10 protein-coding genes are annotated in these 15,626 nt (G+C 35.7%); 1 reads left to right on the forward strand and 9 read right to left on the reverse strand.

Features of this window, described 5'->3' with window-relative positions:
* Positions 1-38: 38 nt before the first annotated feature.
* The 7 genes from Q7C23_RS16580 to Q7C23_RS16610 all read right to left on the reverse strand — a co-directional run bounded on the left by Q7C23_RS16580 (position 39) and on the right by Q7C23_RS16610 (position 12,522).
* The gene (locus tag Q7C23_RS16580; RefSeq protein ID WP_375033570.1) at positions 39-3,884 is read right to left on the reverse strand and encodes a M43 family zinc metalloprotease; all 3,846 of its coding nucleotides are present in this window, start codon (positions 3,882-3,884) and stop codon (positions 39-41) included.
* Positions 3,885-4,161: 277 nt separating this feature from the next.
* Positions 4,162-6,324, reverse strand: a complete 2,163-nt coding sequence (locus tag Q7C23_RS16585; protein WP_375033571.1) for a DPP IV N-terminal domain-containing protein — start codon at positions 6,322-6,324, stop codon at positions 4,162-4,164.
* Positions 6,325-6,327: 3 nt separating this feature from the next.
* Positions 6,328-7,623: an aminopeptidase P N-terminal domain-containing protein gene (locus Q7C23_RS16590; RefSeq protein ID WP_375033572.1), complete on the reverse strand. Its 1,296-nt coding sequence runs from the start codon at positions 7,621-7,623 to the stop codon at positions 6,328-6,330.
* A gap of 3 nt (positions 7,624-7,626) precedes the next feature.
* Complete coding sequence (locus tag Q7C23_RS16595; protein WP_375033573.1) at positions 7,627-8,862, reverse strand: NAD(P)/FAD-dependent oxidoreductase; 1,236 nt, start codon at positions 8,860-8,862, stop codon at positions 7,627-7,629.
* Between the two features lie 70 nt (positions 8,863-8,932).
* Positions 8,933-9,943, reverse strand: a complete 1,011-nt coding sequence (locus Q7C23_RS16600) for a 4-hydroxyproline epimerase (protein ID WP_375033574.1) — start codon at positions 9,941-9,943, stop codon at positions 8,933-8,935.
* Positions 9,944-9,945: 2 nt separating this feature from the next.
* Entirely contained in the window at positions 9,946-11,529 is a 1,584-nt protein-coding gene (locus Q7C23_RS16605) for an aldehyde dehydrogenase (NADP(+)) (RefSeq protein WP_375033575.1), read from the reverse strand.
* 78 nt (positions 11,530-11,607) lie between these two features.
* Complete coding sequence (locus tag Q7C23_RS16610; RefSeq protein WP_375033576.1) at positions 11,608-12,522, reverse strand: dihydrodipicolinate synthase family protein; 915 nt, start codon at positions 12,520-12,522, stop codon at positions 11,608-11,610.
* A gap of 178 nt (positions 12,523-12,700) precedes the next feature.
* On the opposite strand from Q7C23_RS16610, the gene Q7C23_RS16615 reads away from it, so the two are divergent.
* Positions 12,701-13,546 carry an AraC family transcriptional regulator gene (locus Q7C23_RS16615; RefSeq protein WP_375033577.1) on the forward strand — a complete coding sequence of 282 codons (846 nt, stop codon included), beginning with the start codon at positions 12,701-12,703 and terminating at the stop codon, positions 13,544-13,546.
* Between the two features lie 113 nt (positions 13,547-13,659).
* Here Q7C23_RS16615 and Q7C23_RS16620 read toward each other — a convergent pair whose 3' ends face one another.
* Both Q7C23_RS16620 and Q7C23_RS16625 read right to left on the reverse strand, forming a co-directional pair.
* The gene (locus Q7C23_RS16620) at positions 13,660-14,706 is read right to left on the reverse strand and encodes an endonuclease/exonuclease/phosphatase family protein (RefSeq protein ID WP_375033578.1); all 1,047 of its coding nucleotides are present in this window, start codon (positions 14,704-14,706) and stop codon (positions 13,660-13,662) included.
* Positions 14,707-14,724: 18 nt separating this feature from the next.
* Positions 14,725-15,588, reverse strand: a complete 864-nt coding sequence (locus Q7C23_RS16625; RefSeq protein WP_375033579.1) for a rhomboid family intramembrane serine protease — start codon at positions 15,586-15,588, stop codon at positions 14,725-14,727.
* Between the last annotated feature and the right edge of the window lie 38 nt (positions 15,589-15,626).

Genomic DNA, 15,626 nt, shown 5'->3' on the forward strand with positions numbered 1-15,626 from the left:
CGTATCGTTTCCCTTTTTTAATAGTAACCAAATTATAATTATTTAACCAATAACTTTTTACTTTCAGTGAAGCTTCCATCAGTAGCAACTACTATATAAAATCCCTTTCTTAATCTATGAACCGGATAAGAAGTTACATTTTCTAAAACATCAACAACAATTCCTGTACTATCATAAATGGTTATTTTTATGCCAGATGTACTCAGATTAGAAAAATTGAAATTCACAATATCTGAAGCAGGATTTGGATACATTGAAAATGATTTCGTAAAATCTCTCTGATCAGCACCGGCGCTTCCATTTTGTAAATCAATAGTCAAAGGAGCACTCCAATCACTTATTTCAGTAGCATTTTTTGCCCTTACTCTAAACTGATATACTGTTTGCGCTCCTTGTTTCGGAATCCATAAATAATAAGTTGTTGAAGTTCCAAAAGTTGTCCAGCCAGTTGCTGCATTATTCAATTGCACTTCATAACTTGTTGCATTTGAAACGGTACCCCATGAAGCATAAAATCCTGTTGCATAAACTCCTGCATTCCCAATATTAGCTGGAGTTGCCAATGTTACCGGATTTGGTGGTGTCACCGTTCCTGAAACTACTGTATAATCTTCCACTTCTCCGTCAACAATATTTCCGCAGGCAGATGGATTTGAATAGTATTTCATTACCACACGCATTCTTGTTGATCCCGTAAAAGCAAGAGGAGTAAAACTTCCTGTAGCTGTTCCGTTAGAAGAAATTCCATCAATAACTTTTTCTGACGCATCAAAAACATTGTTTTTGTTATAATCAATCCAGATTCCCCAGTATTCCAAATAGGCATCACCTGAAAAACCAGGTGTCAGACTTACATTCGTAACCGTGTTTGGTGCTACTGTGATCACTTTAGAAGTATAATCAGCATAACCGGCTGCATCTTTTCCTGAAGCATTGTTGAAACTTCCAATAGTTACTGAGTTAATGTACTCGTATTTATTATCAGACTGTGTTGTACAATAAGATGAATTTGCTGCGATTGTTGCAGAAGCTTCATTAGAATAAGCAGAATAAGTTGCTGCTGCTTTTGCACGAACTTTGTACTTATAAGTATTGCCAGCTGTCAAACCAGTGTTTGTATAAGTTAACGCTGTACTTGGCAAAGTTACGATCTCAGCAAAAACATTATCAGCACCTGCTCTTTCAATTACAATGTTTGTAGCATTTGTAGCATTGTTTACCCATGTCAATTGCACTTCTAAGTTTGTATTATTAGCAGTTGCTGTTAAACTTGTTGGAGCCAAAACTGTTGTAGCAGTTTGCGTTCCAGCCAAAATTGATTCGTTAGGTTTTGTATGATAAGCGAAATCTAAAACGGTATAACCAACCCCTCCTGCTTCTACTTTTACATGCATCCAGCCATAACAAGTACGTCCTCTGCTTTTGTATTCAAATCCAACATATCCTGTTTTATTATCCCAGGTTGTATAAGTTGCTGTTCTCAAATCTAACTGGTCTGGATAAGCACCCGGAGTTACAAAGTTACTTGATGCACCAATTGCTGTACCTTCGTTAATCAAAGTGATATTTCTGGTTCCGGCCTGGCCAACTAATCGTTTACCATACGTCTCCATTTTTAAAGCTGCAGCTGCATATTGCCACACTCCATACTCCGTATTATCTCCAATTGACAAATCAAAATACTGCCATGTTTGTGCAGCCGAAGCAACATAATCAGGATTGTTTACATAAACTACTCCGTAAGGCGCTTCAAATTTCAGATTGATTGTTTTTGAAGCACTATCCAATGTCGCAATTCCACCTGTAATGGCAGCATCTTTAAAAGTGATTACCACAGCAGCATCGTTTGTTGGAGTATGTGCTGTTGCTTTACCAGTAAAAGAAACCACTACTTTATTGTTTCCCTGAAGCGTCAATACAGTTGTCAATCCAGAAGGAGTTCCTGCTACTGTAAAATCAGTTCCTGCAGTCAAAGTTCCTGAGTTTTTCGTAAATGTTCCATTGTTAGTCGATAATGAAATCGTACTGGTTGTTGCAAAACCACCATCATTTGCATCTGCTTCGTACAAAGTACTATCAGATAATACTACAGCTGTTTTCGCTGTCATTCCGGTATAAATTGGTGTATTTGGCTGTGTATTATAGGCATATTCAGAAATTGTAAAGGCATCACCGTTTGCTGCAACATCAACTTTAAACCATCCATAACATGTTTGTCCGTCAATTTGGTATTCAAAACCTACATAACCCGATTTCCCTTCCCAGGCTGTATAACTTGCCGCTCTCAAATCTAACTGATTAGGATAGGCTCCTGGAGCAGTCATATTGCTCGCTGGACCCACTGCTACATTTTGTCCTAATAACGAAATATTTCTTGTACCACTTTCGCAAACTAACTTTTTGCCATATGTTTCTATTTTTAAAGCATTTGCCACATGACGCCATCCTCCAAATGAAGTATCATCTCCTTTTGCTATTTCAAAAGCTTTCCATGTTAAAGCTGAAGAGATACTTACGTTTGGTATATCAACAAAAAATATCCCGTACGGATCTGTAAATTTCAAATTGAAAAATATAGCTGTACACGATAAACCTGTAGTTCCTCCAGTGAAAGCTGCTGGTAAAAAGGTAATTCCGGCCGTTGCATTTTGAGCAGTAGCATGATTAGTCGCTTTTCCTGAAAGTGTTACGGTTACTTGTCCATTTGAATTAACCGTTACTACTGGTGTAATTCCTGCCGGAAAAGTGTGCGTAAAATGAGTTCCGGCTGTCATTGTTCCGGAGCTAAGTGCAAATGTTTTGCTTCCGCCAATTATTACTACCGATGCAGAATCAAATGCACCATCATTTACAAGAGTTTCCTTAAAAGTGGTCGCATTCGCAACTAAACTACTTTCTATTGAGTTTACACCAGTATCAATTAAATTTTGAGGTTGCCACAACGTAATTCTGGCAGGATGTTGTAAAGCGGCTAACATTCTGTCGATCTGACCTTGCGTATACATTTTGTAACAACCCTGCGCTCCGTTATAACCCATATAGTTTTCAAAATTTACCTTATCTCCCGCACAATTTGTTCCGGGTGTGCAGGCAAGTGTGTGTAAAGCATCTTCTGCTGGAGTGTCATCAACTTCATCTGTTCCTGAACAGCCACCCTCAAAAGTGTGAATTAGGTTCATAAAATGACCAAACTCATGTGTTAATGTTGCTGAAAATTCTTTGCTATAAGAGTTATCATAAAGATATGCTCCATTAAATACAACACGGGCTGTGTTATTGGCCGTCATATCCGAATTTGGATACCAGGCAACTCCCGAATTATTTAAAACGCCTTCGTTATACAAGTCATTCTGAATGTACACATTCATGTATTTTGTATTATCCCATGCATCTGCAGCAATTTGATCATCATAACCACCTCCATTTCCATAACCATTTTTAGCAGGATGAAAAACGACACCTGTTGTACATCCTCCGTTAGGATCTTTTTTGGCTAGTTTAAATTGGACTTTCAAAGTTCCTCTTCTTGCCTGAAAAAAAGGTTCTACTGTTTGATAATCTGCATTTAATCCATTGAAATCATCATTTAATTGAGCCAAATGATTTACAATCTTTTCATAAGTAATGGTTTTGCCACTTTGAACATCACCATAAATATGAAAAACCACGGGAATTGTGTAAGTAACCGCAGCTTCTTTTGAAGTCTTGCTTTTACGTTGCAATGCAAACTTTTTTGTAAAAGCATCAAATTCTTTTTTTTCCTTAAGTGAATTCGGGTTGGATCGATACACTTTAGCGTTTTCTTCTGTCGTCCGGCAAGGAAGGCCTTGCGCGCTCATTTTTACTATCGTAAAAAGTAGCAGGATAAGTAGTTTTACTCTCATGTTTGTTTGTTTTTTTGTTAACATCAAAATTATCACGAAAGACCTTACTTTACTGATACTATGTTACTTAAAAACAATACATAATTAACAGCTTTTTAACCTTAAAAAAACATACTATTAAAAAATAAACCTCATTATATGATAATCTATAATAAAAAACAAAAAAAAAACCTAAACATATAAAATATCAACTTAGATAATGTCCAAGAAAACAAAAAAAGGGGGAGAATTTCTTTATCCAGAAATTCTCCCCCTTAATTCTTACTTTAGAGTATTTTTATTTTGCCCCCGGAGGCGCTTTTTCTTCAATAAATTTTATAAAAGTATTGATCAAATGTTCTCTCGTACCTTCACCCTCGTAGATGCTATGAGAACGATTTGGGTAAATCATTAAATTAAACATTCTGTCGTATTTAACTAACTCATTAATCAAAACTTCGGCATTTTTATAGTGCACATTATCATCACCTGTTCCGTGAATGTAAAGCAGATTTCCTTTTAAATTCTTAGCATGGGTTAATGGTGAAGCCTGAATATAAGCTGCTTCATTCTCAGAAGGCAATCCCATATAGCGTTCCGTATAGATATTATCATAAAAATGCTGATCTGTAACGGCAGAAATGGCCACTCCGGTTTTGTATATTTCCGGATATTGAAACATCAGATTCAAAGTCACAGCGCCACCACCACTCCATCCGTGTACAGCAACTCTGTCATTATCAATAAAATTCCATTTCAAAATTTCTTTTGCAGCCATTGCCTGATCACGCGTATTGATAATTCCGATATTTTTATAAATAGATTTTCTCCATTTTGTTCCTTTAAGCGAAGGAGTCCCTCTGTTATCCAATGCAATTCCGATGTATCCTTTTGGAATTAACAAATCAATAAACCCATTAAAATAAGGCATATCATTCGCTACAGTAGCCATTGGCTCTCCATAAACATAAAAGAACAATGGGTATTTTTTTGATGGGTCAAAATTTAATGGTTTTGCCATTATCCCATCCATTTCAACACCATCTACTGTAGTCACTTTAAACTTTTCTAAAGAAAAATCACGCTGTGGAGCTGTAAAAACATCTGCTTCTTTTGGTACTATTTTTTTGTGTTCAGATAGCGAAACTAAACGTGTATTGAAAATACGATTGATATTAGAATTGGTGTGTTTAGCATATGATCCGTCGGTAGAGAACTCATATTCGTTAGTTCCTTCAAACGCTTCAGGGGTTAGTCTTTTTGTTTTTTTCGAATTCAAATTCGTTTCATACAAATAACGTTGGGTCGCATCAGTTGGACTTGCGATATAATAGATTGATTTTGTTTTATCATTATAGGCTTTAAAATAAGCATCAAACTTTCCGGTTGTAATTAGCTCTTTCTTTTTTCCATCACGGCTAATTTTATAAACATGCATCCAGCCATCAGCATCAGAACTCCATAAAAAAGCTTTTCCGTTATCTACAAATTGACATGGAAAACCATCATAAACTCCCGAAGAAATATCGAAAACATCAATCCATTCCGGCGATTTTTCCTGATAAACCAAATTTGCTTTTCCTGATTGTGCATTGCAATTGTAAATAGAGGCCTGATTTTGATTTCTATTCAACTGAACCACCATTACTTCATTTGCAGCAACCCATTCCATACGAACCAAATAATTATTATCAGGTTCACCCGGAATGTCTAACCAATTTGTTTTTACAGAAGCAACATCAATAATTCCGATTTTTACAGCTGAAGGTCTTTCTCCTGCTTTAGGATATTCAACAGGAACAACAAACGGATACAAAGCATCTGTATTGTTGATCATTAAATGAAACTTTGTATCTGTTGCATCTACGCGCCAAAAAGCAATACTTTTTCCGTCAGGGCTCCAGCGAAATCCGTCTCTTGCAGCCAATTCTTCCTCATAAACCCAGTCAAAAGTTCCATTAATAACTTTGTCCGTTCCATCCGTAGTTAATGGCGTTATTTTCCCTGAAGTTAGGTTTTCCAGATAAATATTATGTTTTGAAACGTAAGCAACATTTTCGTTATCATTGGAGAATTTAGCAAACATCAACGAAGATTCTTCTAAGTTTGTTCCCAATTTCTTTCCCTTCCCTGTAGTCAAATCAAAGAACCAATAATCTCCCTTAGTCTTAGCTCGCCACACGGTTTTTGAATTGGTATAAACCAATACTTTTGTCTTATTTTGATTCCAAACCAAATCTTCTACTTCTCCTTTAAAACCTGCATCTTTTAGTTGTTTTGCAGTTAAAACAGTAATGTTCTGATTTAATTTATCTACATCATAAACCAAAATATTCTCGTCTGAATTCACCCAGAACGAATGCGAATTTGGCAGCCATTTTAATTCATTAATGTCAATGTCTTTTTGTGCAAAAATACTTGTGCAAATAAAAAGAAGTAATAAAAAGCGGTTTTTAATCATGGTTTATTTGTTGTTTAATAAGTGTTCAATATCTTTAATTTCAATTGGCATTTCTTCAGATAAATTGATATTTCCATCCTCTGTCAATAAATAATCATTTTCCAGGCGGCATCCAATTCCTTCTTCCCGAATATAAATCCCGGGTTCGCAGGTTAAGACCATTCCTTTTTCAAATGCTCTAGAATACAACCCAACATCATGAACATCAAGTCCTAAATGATGCGCCGTTCCATGCATGAAATATTTTTTATACGCTGGAATTTCAGGATCCTGATTTGCGATTTCCTCAGGGCTAATTAATCGCAATTTAATCAATTCCGCTTCAATTAGTTTTACCATTTGCAATTCGTAATCTTTTGACAGAATTCCTGGTTTCAAAAACTTAGATCCTTCCTTTAAACAATGTAAAACCGATTCATAAACTTCTTTCTGACGAGCTGAAAATTTTCCGTTTACCGGAATACACCGTGTGGTATCTGAATTATAATTGGCATAACAAACACCAAAATCTACCAAAATCATTTCGCCTTCTTTACAAACCGAATCATTGGTGTTATAATGAAGTGCGCAGGCGTTTTTACCAGAAGCTATAATAGGTTTGAAAGCATGACGATTTCCTCCATTCTTTATATATTGATAAGCTAATTCTGCTTCTAGTTCATATTCTTTTACATCCGGTTTTACGGCTGTTAATAACGATTTGAATCCTTTTACACTAATTGAAATCGATTTTCTAATCAAGTCGATTTCTTCATCCGATTTTATCGGACGCAGTTCTCTCGTAATTTTAGCAACGCGCTCGTATTTATGCAACGGATATTTTTGCTTACACCACTGAATCATACGATCCTGACGTGTATTCATTTCACTTGTCACTCTTTTAATATGTTCGTTGTGTCCTAAATAGATTTTATCTGCTTCAAACGCAAAAAACTGTATTGTTTTTTCAAATTCGTGAATCCATTTTACGGTTTTAATTCCGGAAATAGCCGAAACTTTTTCTTTGGTCAAAAAATCGCCATCCCAAATTAAAGTTTGTTCACTAACTTCTTTTACAAATAAAATGGCTCGATTTTCCTCTTTAAAAGCATCCGGATAAAGTACTAAAATAGTTTCATCCTGTTCAATTCCGCACAAATAAAACAAATCGTTGTTTTGTGCAAATCCCATTACATCATCAGCATTATTGGGCATCACATCATTAGATGTAAGAATTGCCAAACTATTGTTTTGCATCTTTTCAACAAACCGTTTTCGGTTATTTTCGAATAAAGAAACTGGAATCGAATCGTATCTCATATTTTATAATTGGAACATTTTAGTATCTACAGAAGTTGTTTTGCCTGAAATAATTTCTGTAATTATTCTTCCTGTCGCCGGCGCAAGACTTAAACCCATCATGGCGTGCCCTGTAGCGAAAGTTAAATTTACGATTTTTTTTGACCGATTGATTATTGGCATTCCTGAAGGTGTACAAGGTCTGAATCCAAACCACGTATCTTGCGTTTCGGGCATTCCAACTTCCATTTCCGGATAAAATTCATTGATACTATTCACAATTCCCTGCAATCTGTTTTTATTTATTTGAGTATCTCCCGTATGTGTAATTTCCATTGTACCTCCAAAACGAATATCAGTATTCATTGGCGTTACCGCTACTTTTCCTTCACACAAAATAGAAGGAATTGAAGGTTTGTGGTTTTTATCTTTTAAAGTAAAACTATATCCTTTTCCTGGTAAAATTGAAACTGAAATTCCAAGTTTCTTTGCCAATGAAGGACTCCATGAACCAGCAGCCAACACTACTTCATCAGTCGCAAATGTACCCTTGCTTGTTACAATTTTTGTAATTTTATTTTGGTCAAAGACAAAATCCTGCACTGTGGCACCCGAATGAATCTCAACATTCAATTGTGCCAGCTCCTGCTTGATAAATTGCATAAATTTCTGCGGATATAAATGAGCATCGCCTGTATAATGAATTCCGCCTAAAACATTTGTTTTAGTACCTTTCTCTAATTTCGCAACTGCTTCTGCTGAAAGATAATCCACTTTCAGTCCTAACTTCTCTGCTTCTCTTCCCTCAAGAAACATTTCGTGCCCAACTTTTTCTGTTTTATACAACATCAAAAGTCCTTTTTCTTCGTAGAAAAAAGAATTATTTTCCTTGGCAAAATCCTGATACAATTCTTTACTCAACAAGGATAAATCACGAAGTGCGGGCATCGCTTTTTCGACATGTTTTTCGTTAGCATGTTTGTAAAACTGAAGCCCCCATTTAATCAAATCAGCATTTAATCTTGGTTTTACATAAAACGGACTTTTACTATCAAACATCCATTTCATTCCCTGTGCAATCATGCCGGGTTGTGCCAACGGAATGATGTGCGACGGAACAATCATCCCCGCGTTTCCGTACGAACAACCGTCATCCATCGCCGACTGATCAAAAATGGTTACCTCAAAACCATCTTTAGCAAGATAATATGCTGAACACAGACCAATTATACCTCCACCAATTATACTTACTTTTTTCATTTTTGCAGAATTAAAAAATTCATTGAAGAAGTATTATACTCCTTCAATGAACTGAAATTTTTATTAGTTTTTAAATCACCTGAAAACCATGCGCATACGGATCATCTGACTCGTCGATCATGATGGTATTGTAGCCGTACACTTTTGCCCAGCCCTGAATGCTTGGTACAATTGCCGGAATTTCTCCAATACTTGTTTCCTCAACAACTCGTCCAATAAACTTGCTTCCGATATAACTTTCGTGAATAAAATCTTCACCCATTTTAAGTTTTCCTTTAGCATGCAATTGCGCTATTCTTGCTGAAGTTCCAGTACCACATGGCGAACGATCGATCGCTTTATCCCCGTAAAAAACAGCATTTCTTCCAGATGAAGTCGGATCAAGAGGTTCGCCTGTCCACAACATATGACTCACATCACGAATGGTATCATTTTGCGGATGAATAAAATAATCCGGATATTTTGCGTTGATTCGTTTACGGACTTCCTGGCTAAACTGAATAATTTTGCTGGCTGTAAAATCCTGAATTCCCGAAAAATTCTCTTGCGGATCTACGATCGCGTAATAATTTCCGCCGTAAGCAACATCAAAAGTAATTTCTCCCAGTTCAGGACAATCAATTGTCAAACCTTCAGCAGCCAGATACGATTTTACATTCGTCAAACGTACCCAATCTACTTTACTTCCGGTTTGTTGGTATTCAATATTAACCAAACCGGCCGGCGCTTCCATTTTTATTTTCCCAGGTACTTTTGGGGTAATCAAACCTTCTTCAATTGCGATAGTGATGGTTCCAATTGTTCCGTGGCCACACATTGGCAAACATCCCGACGTTTCGATAAATAAAATTCCGAAATCATTGTCCGGATTACTTGGCGGATACAAAATACTTCCGCTCATCATGTCATGACCACGAGGTTCAAACATTAACCCTTTACGGATCCAATCAAATTCTTTTAAAAAATGCTGACGTTTTTCACTCATATTGGCTCCGTCCAAATTAGGCCCGCCACCAGCTACAACTCTTACGGGATTTCCGCAAGTGTGTGCATCTACACAAAAAAAAGTTTTCTTTGACATTGTTATACCTTAGATTTTGTTTGAATATTATTTAACGTTCTTAAAATTTGCAATGGATTTTCATCTTGTAATTCCGCCGGTAACAAGTCATTTGGCCAATTTTGATAACTAAAGGGTCGCACCCAACGGTAAACAGCATGAATTCCAACTGCAGTAAATCTGGAATCAGAAGAAGCAGGATAAGGGCCTCCGTGAATCATAGAAGGGCAAACTTCAACTCCGGTAGGAACGCCATTAAAAATCAAACGCCCTACTCTGTTTTGCATTCCATCAATTAGTTCATTATATTCTTTTAATTCGTTTGCTTCTCCAATGATTGTACCTGTTAACTGCCCGTCTAATTGGCTGACAATTCTTAGTAACTGTTCTTCATCATCGCATTGTACAAGAATAGAAACGGGTCCAAAAACCTCATGACTTAAAGTTTTATTCTCTAAAAAAGTTTTACCATCAACGGTCAAAACCTTCTGTACTCCGTAATTAGGAGCTGCCTCGCCTTTATATTCCGCAATTTTAGAAACTCCATTTTGGGCCATCATGGTTGCTGAACCTTCTTCAAAACTATCTTTCATTGAAGGATGTAACATACAAAATGGCGATATCTTTTCAATTGCTTCTGCTAATTCTGATGAAAACTGATTTAACTCTGCTCCCTTTATCCCAATTAATAAACCCGGATTGGTACAAAACTGACCGGCACCAAGAGTAATTGATCCTGCATATGCAGTGGCCCATTTTTGACTATTTGTTTTAAGTGCTTCTGGCAAAAAAACTACCGGGTTTATGCTTCCCATTTCGGCAAAAACCGGAATAGGCTCAGGGCGCTGTGAAGCAAGATCAAACAAGGCTCTTCCGGCACGAATACTACCGGTAAAACCAACTGCTTTAACCAACGGATGTTTAACTAAACTCGCGCCAAGCGTTGTTCCGCCACCAACAAGATTAGAGAAAACACCTTCTGGCATATTTGTTTTTTGTGCTGCCTTAATAATTGCCGAAGCAACCATTTCACCAGTACCAACATGCATCGAGTGACTTTTTACAATTACAGGACAGCCTGCAGCTAAGGCTGAAGCAGTATCTCCGCCAGCAGTTGAAAATGCAAATGGAAAATTACTGGATCCAAAAACGACAACAGGACCTAGCGGAACCAATATTTTTCGCAAATCTTCTTTTGGAGCCGGAAGTCTGTCTGGTAATGCTGTATCAATTGTAGCCTGAACCCAGCTTCCCTCAGCAAGCATTTGGGCAAACGCACGTAACTGACCAACCATTCTGCCGCGTTCTCCTTCTGCTCTTCCCATCGGGAATCCGGATTCGCTACAATACTGAACCAACAAATTATCTCCTAAAGCTAAAACTTCATCAGCAATAGCGTTTAAAAAAACAGCTTTTTCAAGACCGGAACAATTTTTATAGGTTCCAAATGCCCGATTAGCTAACGTAACAGCTTCTTCAATTTCTTCCTGAGTAGCTTCTGTAAAAACCCAGGGATTTTCCTTATCTAACTGCGGATTAAATGTTTTAAATGTTTTTTCTCCTGCAGCTTTAAGTGAACTTCCCACATAATTTTTTCCTGTAATCATACTATTTTTTGTTTTTGAATGAATACTTTACATTTCTTAAAAGAAGAAATTTGCAAAATCAATTCTATTCGTTGACTACTATAAATTTTTATAATCAGGTAATGTTGGTCTTGATTCTAAAGCTTTTGCAATAATAGCTAAAACCTTTTCTCTTTCAGAACCACGCAGTGGTAATCTTGGCGCACGAACATTTTCTGTTCCAATACCAGTTGCTACTTCTGCAAGCTTAATGTTTTGAACCAAAAATGAATTAATATCTAATTCTAATAAAGGTAAGAACCATCTGTATATTTTTAGCGCTTCATCAATTTGCCCCGCTTTTGCCAATTTATAAATTGCTACTGTCTCTCTTGGAAAAGCATCAACCAAACCTGAAACCCATCCGTGAGATCCCATTAATAAACTTTCTAAAGCCAAAGTATCAACTCCTGATAAAATTTTTAAGCGATCCCCAAAACGATTGATCATTCTTGTTACATTCGATATATCTCTTGTTGATTCTTTTACGGCCTGAATATTATCAAATTTTAAAATTTCTTCAAACATATCAAGCGTAACTTCGATTTTATAATCCACAGGATTATTGTAAACCATTATAGGTAGTGATGTATTTTTTGCTACTTCAGAGAAATAAGTTACGGTTTCAAAATCAGAAGCATTATAACGCATTGGAGGCAGCATCATTAGACCTTTTGCTCCATCTTGTTCTGCTTTATTGGCTGCTAAAATTGCTCCGCGAGTAGTTTGTTCCGCAATATTCATTATTACAGGCACCTGATTGTTAACCATACTAACAGTGCTTGTTACTAATTCTCTTTTTTCTTCTTCCAGAAGTGTACTGGCTTCTCCCAAAGTACCGCCAAGAATGATTCCTTCAACCCCGGCTTCTAGTTGTGCTTTTAAATTTACTTCAAACATTCTGAAGTCTAATTTATCATCTGCAGTAAATTTTGTCGTTACTGCCGGCATTACGCCTTTCCATTGAATACTCATAATATCGATTTTAATTGGAATCAAAATTATTTATATTGAACAAAGCAGGAGGCTGATAAATTACCTCAAACAGATACTATATTACCCTATATATCCAATTTAAGCAAAAAACAAACTAATATATTGCTATTTTTTTGAGTAAATAAAATATATTTGATCTAACTAACCTGAACCAACCATGAAAGTTTTTCCATTTAAAATTCCAAAATCGGGAGAAGATCCCCTTATATATCAAGAAGATAGAGAGATTGTTTTTTACGACAAGCTCCATCAACACGAAGAAATTCAAATCAGTTTTATCGAAAAAGGGGAAGGCGCTGTTTTTGCCGGTGATACTATCTCCCATTATCGTGAAGGCGATATATTGGTTATTGGTAGTAATTTACCCCATGTCTTCAGGAGTGAAGTACATGAAAATGAGCCTTCGATAATGCTTACCTTATTTTTTACAACAAACTCATTTGGAAAAGATTTTTTCTCTCTCACTACTTTTAAAAATATCCATCCTTTTCTAGAAAGCAGCAAAAATGGCTTCATCATTCATAACGCACCAAAAAAAATTACCAAGTCATTTAAAAAATTAAAAAAAGCAGATAATTACGAGCGCTTTCTTTTGTTTTTAGGAATTATAAAATGGCTGTCAAATAATGATAAAGAACTCTTATCTAATCATTTATATGATAAAAAAATCACTGATAATGAAGGAAAAAGAATGCAGACCGTTTTTGAACACGTTATGACTAACTTTCAGAAAAACATCAATTTAGATGAGATTGCCTCTATTGCCAATATGACTAAAAATGCGTTTTGCCGGTATTTTAAAGTCCGGACGAACAAGTCTTTTTTTCAGTTTTTAATTGAAGTGAGAATTGAACATGCTTCAAAATTATTGGCAAACAATAGCGAACTCTCTGTTCTGGAAATTGCAGAATTATGCGGTTTTAATAATATTTCCAATTTCAATAGGAAGTTTAAAGAATTAAAACAAAAATCTCCATTACAATACAGAAAGTTAAACTTGTAAAGCTTCATTTAACCTCAAAGAGCGCAAAGATTTACGCAAAGTTCGCAAAGCTTAATCTATAGCTTTGCGAACTTTGCGGTTTTTATTCTTTGCGCTATTTGAGGTTAAATAAATTATTCCATTGAAAGCCTGGTCATAATTGGATAATGATCCGAGTTTTCGAAATCAGAAAAACTTTCAAATTGTTTGACTTTCATTTTACTGTCTGCAAAAATATAATCTATTCGCGCAGGGTAATAACGGAATTTATAAGTTGCACCAAAACCGCCGCCAGCTTCTTCAAAAGTATCTTTTAGTTTTCCTTTTATATTTCGATATACATAGGAGAACGGACTGTTATTCATATCCCCACAAATAATGATCGGATTTTTACATTGCTTAATATTCTCTTTAAATATTTCGGCCTGTTCTTGCTGCTGTCTAAATCCTTTACTTATTCTGGTATAAATTAATTGCGATTTTTGCTGATTTACATTATCAATATCATTAGAGATTTTATCGACGTCCGGTGAAATTTTGATAGACTGCAAGTGCATATTATAAACACGAATAATATCTTTTCCTCGCTTGATATCCGCATAGATCACATTGTTATCTGAATTTGGAAAGATGATATTCCCTTCATACAAGATTGGGAATTTAGAAAAAATAGCCTGACCTGTTTTTATCTGATTTCCATCAATAAAAATATAACGGTGCGGGTACACTTTTAAATCCAGATGAGCAGAATTCGAATATTCCTGAATGCACAAAATATCCGGGTCTTTTTCGTCAATAAAAGTTTTAATGTTTTCTGGAATATCATCGCGATCCAGCCATTTAAAAACATTAAATAAACGCACATTATAACTCATTACGGAAAAGTCTTTTTCGTCTTTAACGTATTCTTTTGCTGAAAATTTGTAAAACTTACTGATGAATGTAATTCCGGTCAGCAAAACTAAACCAGACAGAATGAGGCGCTTTTTAAACTGAATAGCCCAGTAAATAAAGAAGAATGCGTTCAGCACAAAAAAAGCAGGCATAAACAGCGTAAGCACCGATAAAAGCGGAAAGCTCTTAGGTGCTAGAAAGGGTAAAATATAGACGCTAAATGTAAGCACAGTTAACACTATATTCAAAAAGAACATTATCTTATTAAACCACGAAAGGTTTTTCATATTTTGTTGCTAAAAGGATTATTTTCCAGCTTTAAATAAAAACTCTTTTTCTTCTTTTGTCAGACAATCATAGCCGGACTGGCTAATCTTATCTAAAATTTCATCAATTTGCTGCTGCGTTTTGTCTTTCGTAACAATTCTTGATGTCACTTTTTCTGTAGGTTTTTGATAATTTTTATGAACTTTTTTGAATGGGGTCGAAGGGGATTTTTTAAATAGATTTGCGAAGAAATCAAGTGTTCTGGAAATAATGATACTCAAATCAGATCCGTTCTGAAGTAACTTGATGTAAATAAATCCAAATAAAGCGCCGGCTAAATGCGAAATATGGCCTCCCATATTTTCCAAACGAAGCTGCATTAAATCCAAAATTAAAATTACAGCTGTAATGTGCCACAATTTTACATTTCCGATTAATAACAAACGAACATTCATTAACGGCTGATAGGTCGTTGCTGCCACTAAAATAGCCATAATTGCAGCAGAAGCGCCAACTATGGATGCAGAATAGCCTAAAAAGTAATAACTTAATACAAAAACAATTCCTGCGAAAATAGCACTTAAGATATACAGTCCTAAATATTGTTTTTGTGTAAAAAAGGTTAGAAACAACTGGCTCGCAAAATTCAAAACCATCATATTAAACAACAGATGTAAAAATGACGAATGAAAAAAGGCATAGGTTAAAAGTGTCCAGGGTCTGAATAAAAAACTATTTGGATCTGAAGATAAAGCCAGCCAATTCGGATAAGCAAAACCGCCACCCGAATATTGATAAAAAAACACCAATGAAATCAGGAAACAAGCAATATTCCAGTAAATAACACGCAGTGCGACTCCTCCTATTTTATATTGTAGTTTTAAATCATCTAAAATATTCATAAAGTTTCCCTTGTTTTTTAGTTTCCGATATTAAAGTT

It is taken from the genome of Flavobacterium sp. LAR06 (assembly GCF_041946075.1).
Classification (GTDB): domain Bacteria; phylum Bacteroidota; class Bacteroidia; order Flavobacteriales; family Flavobacteriaceae; genus Flavobacterium.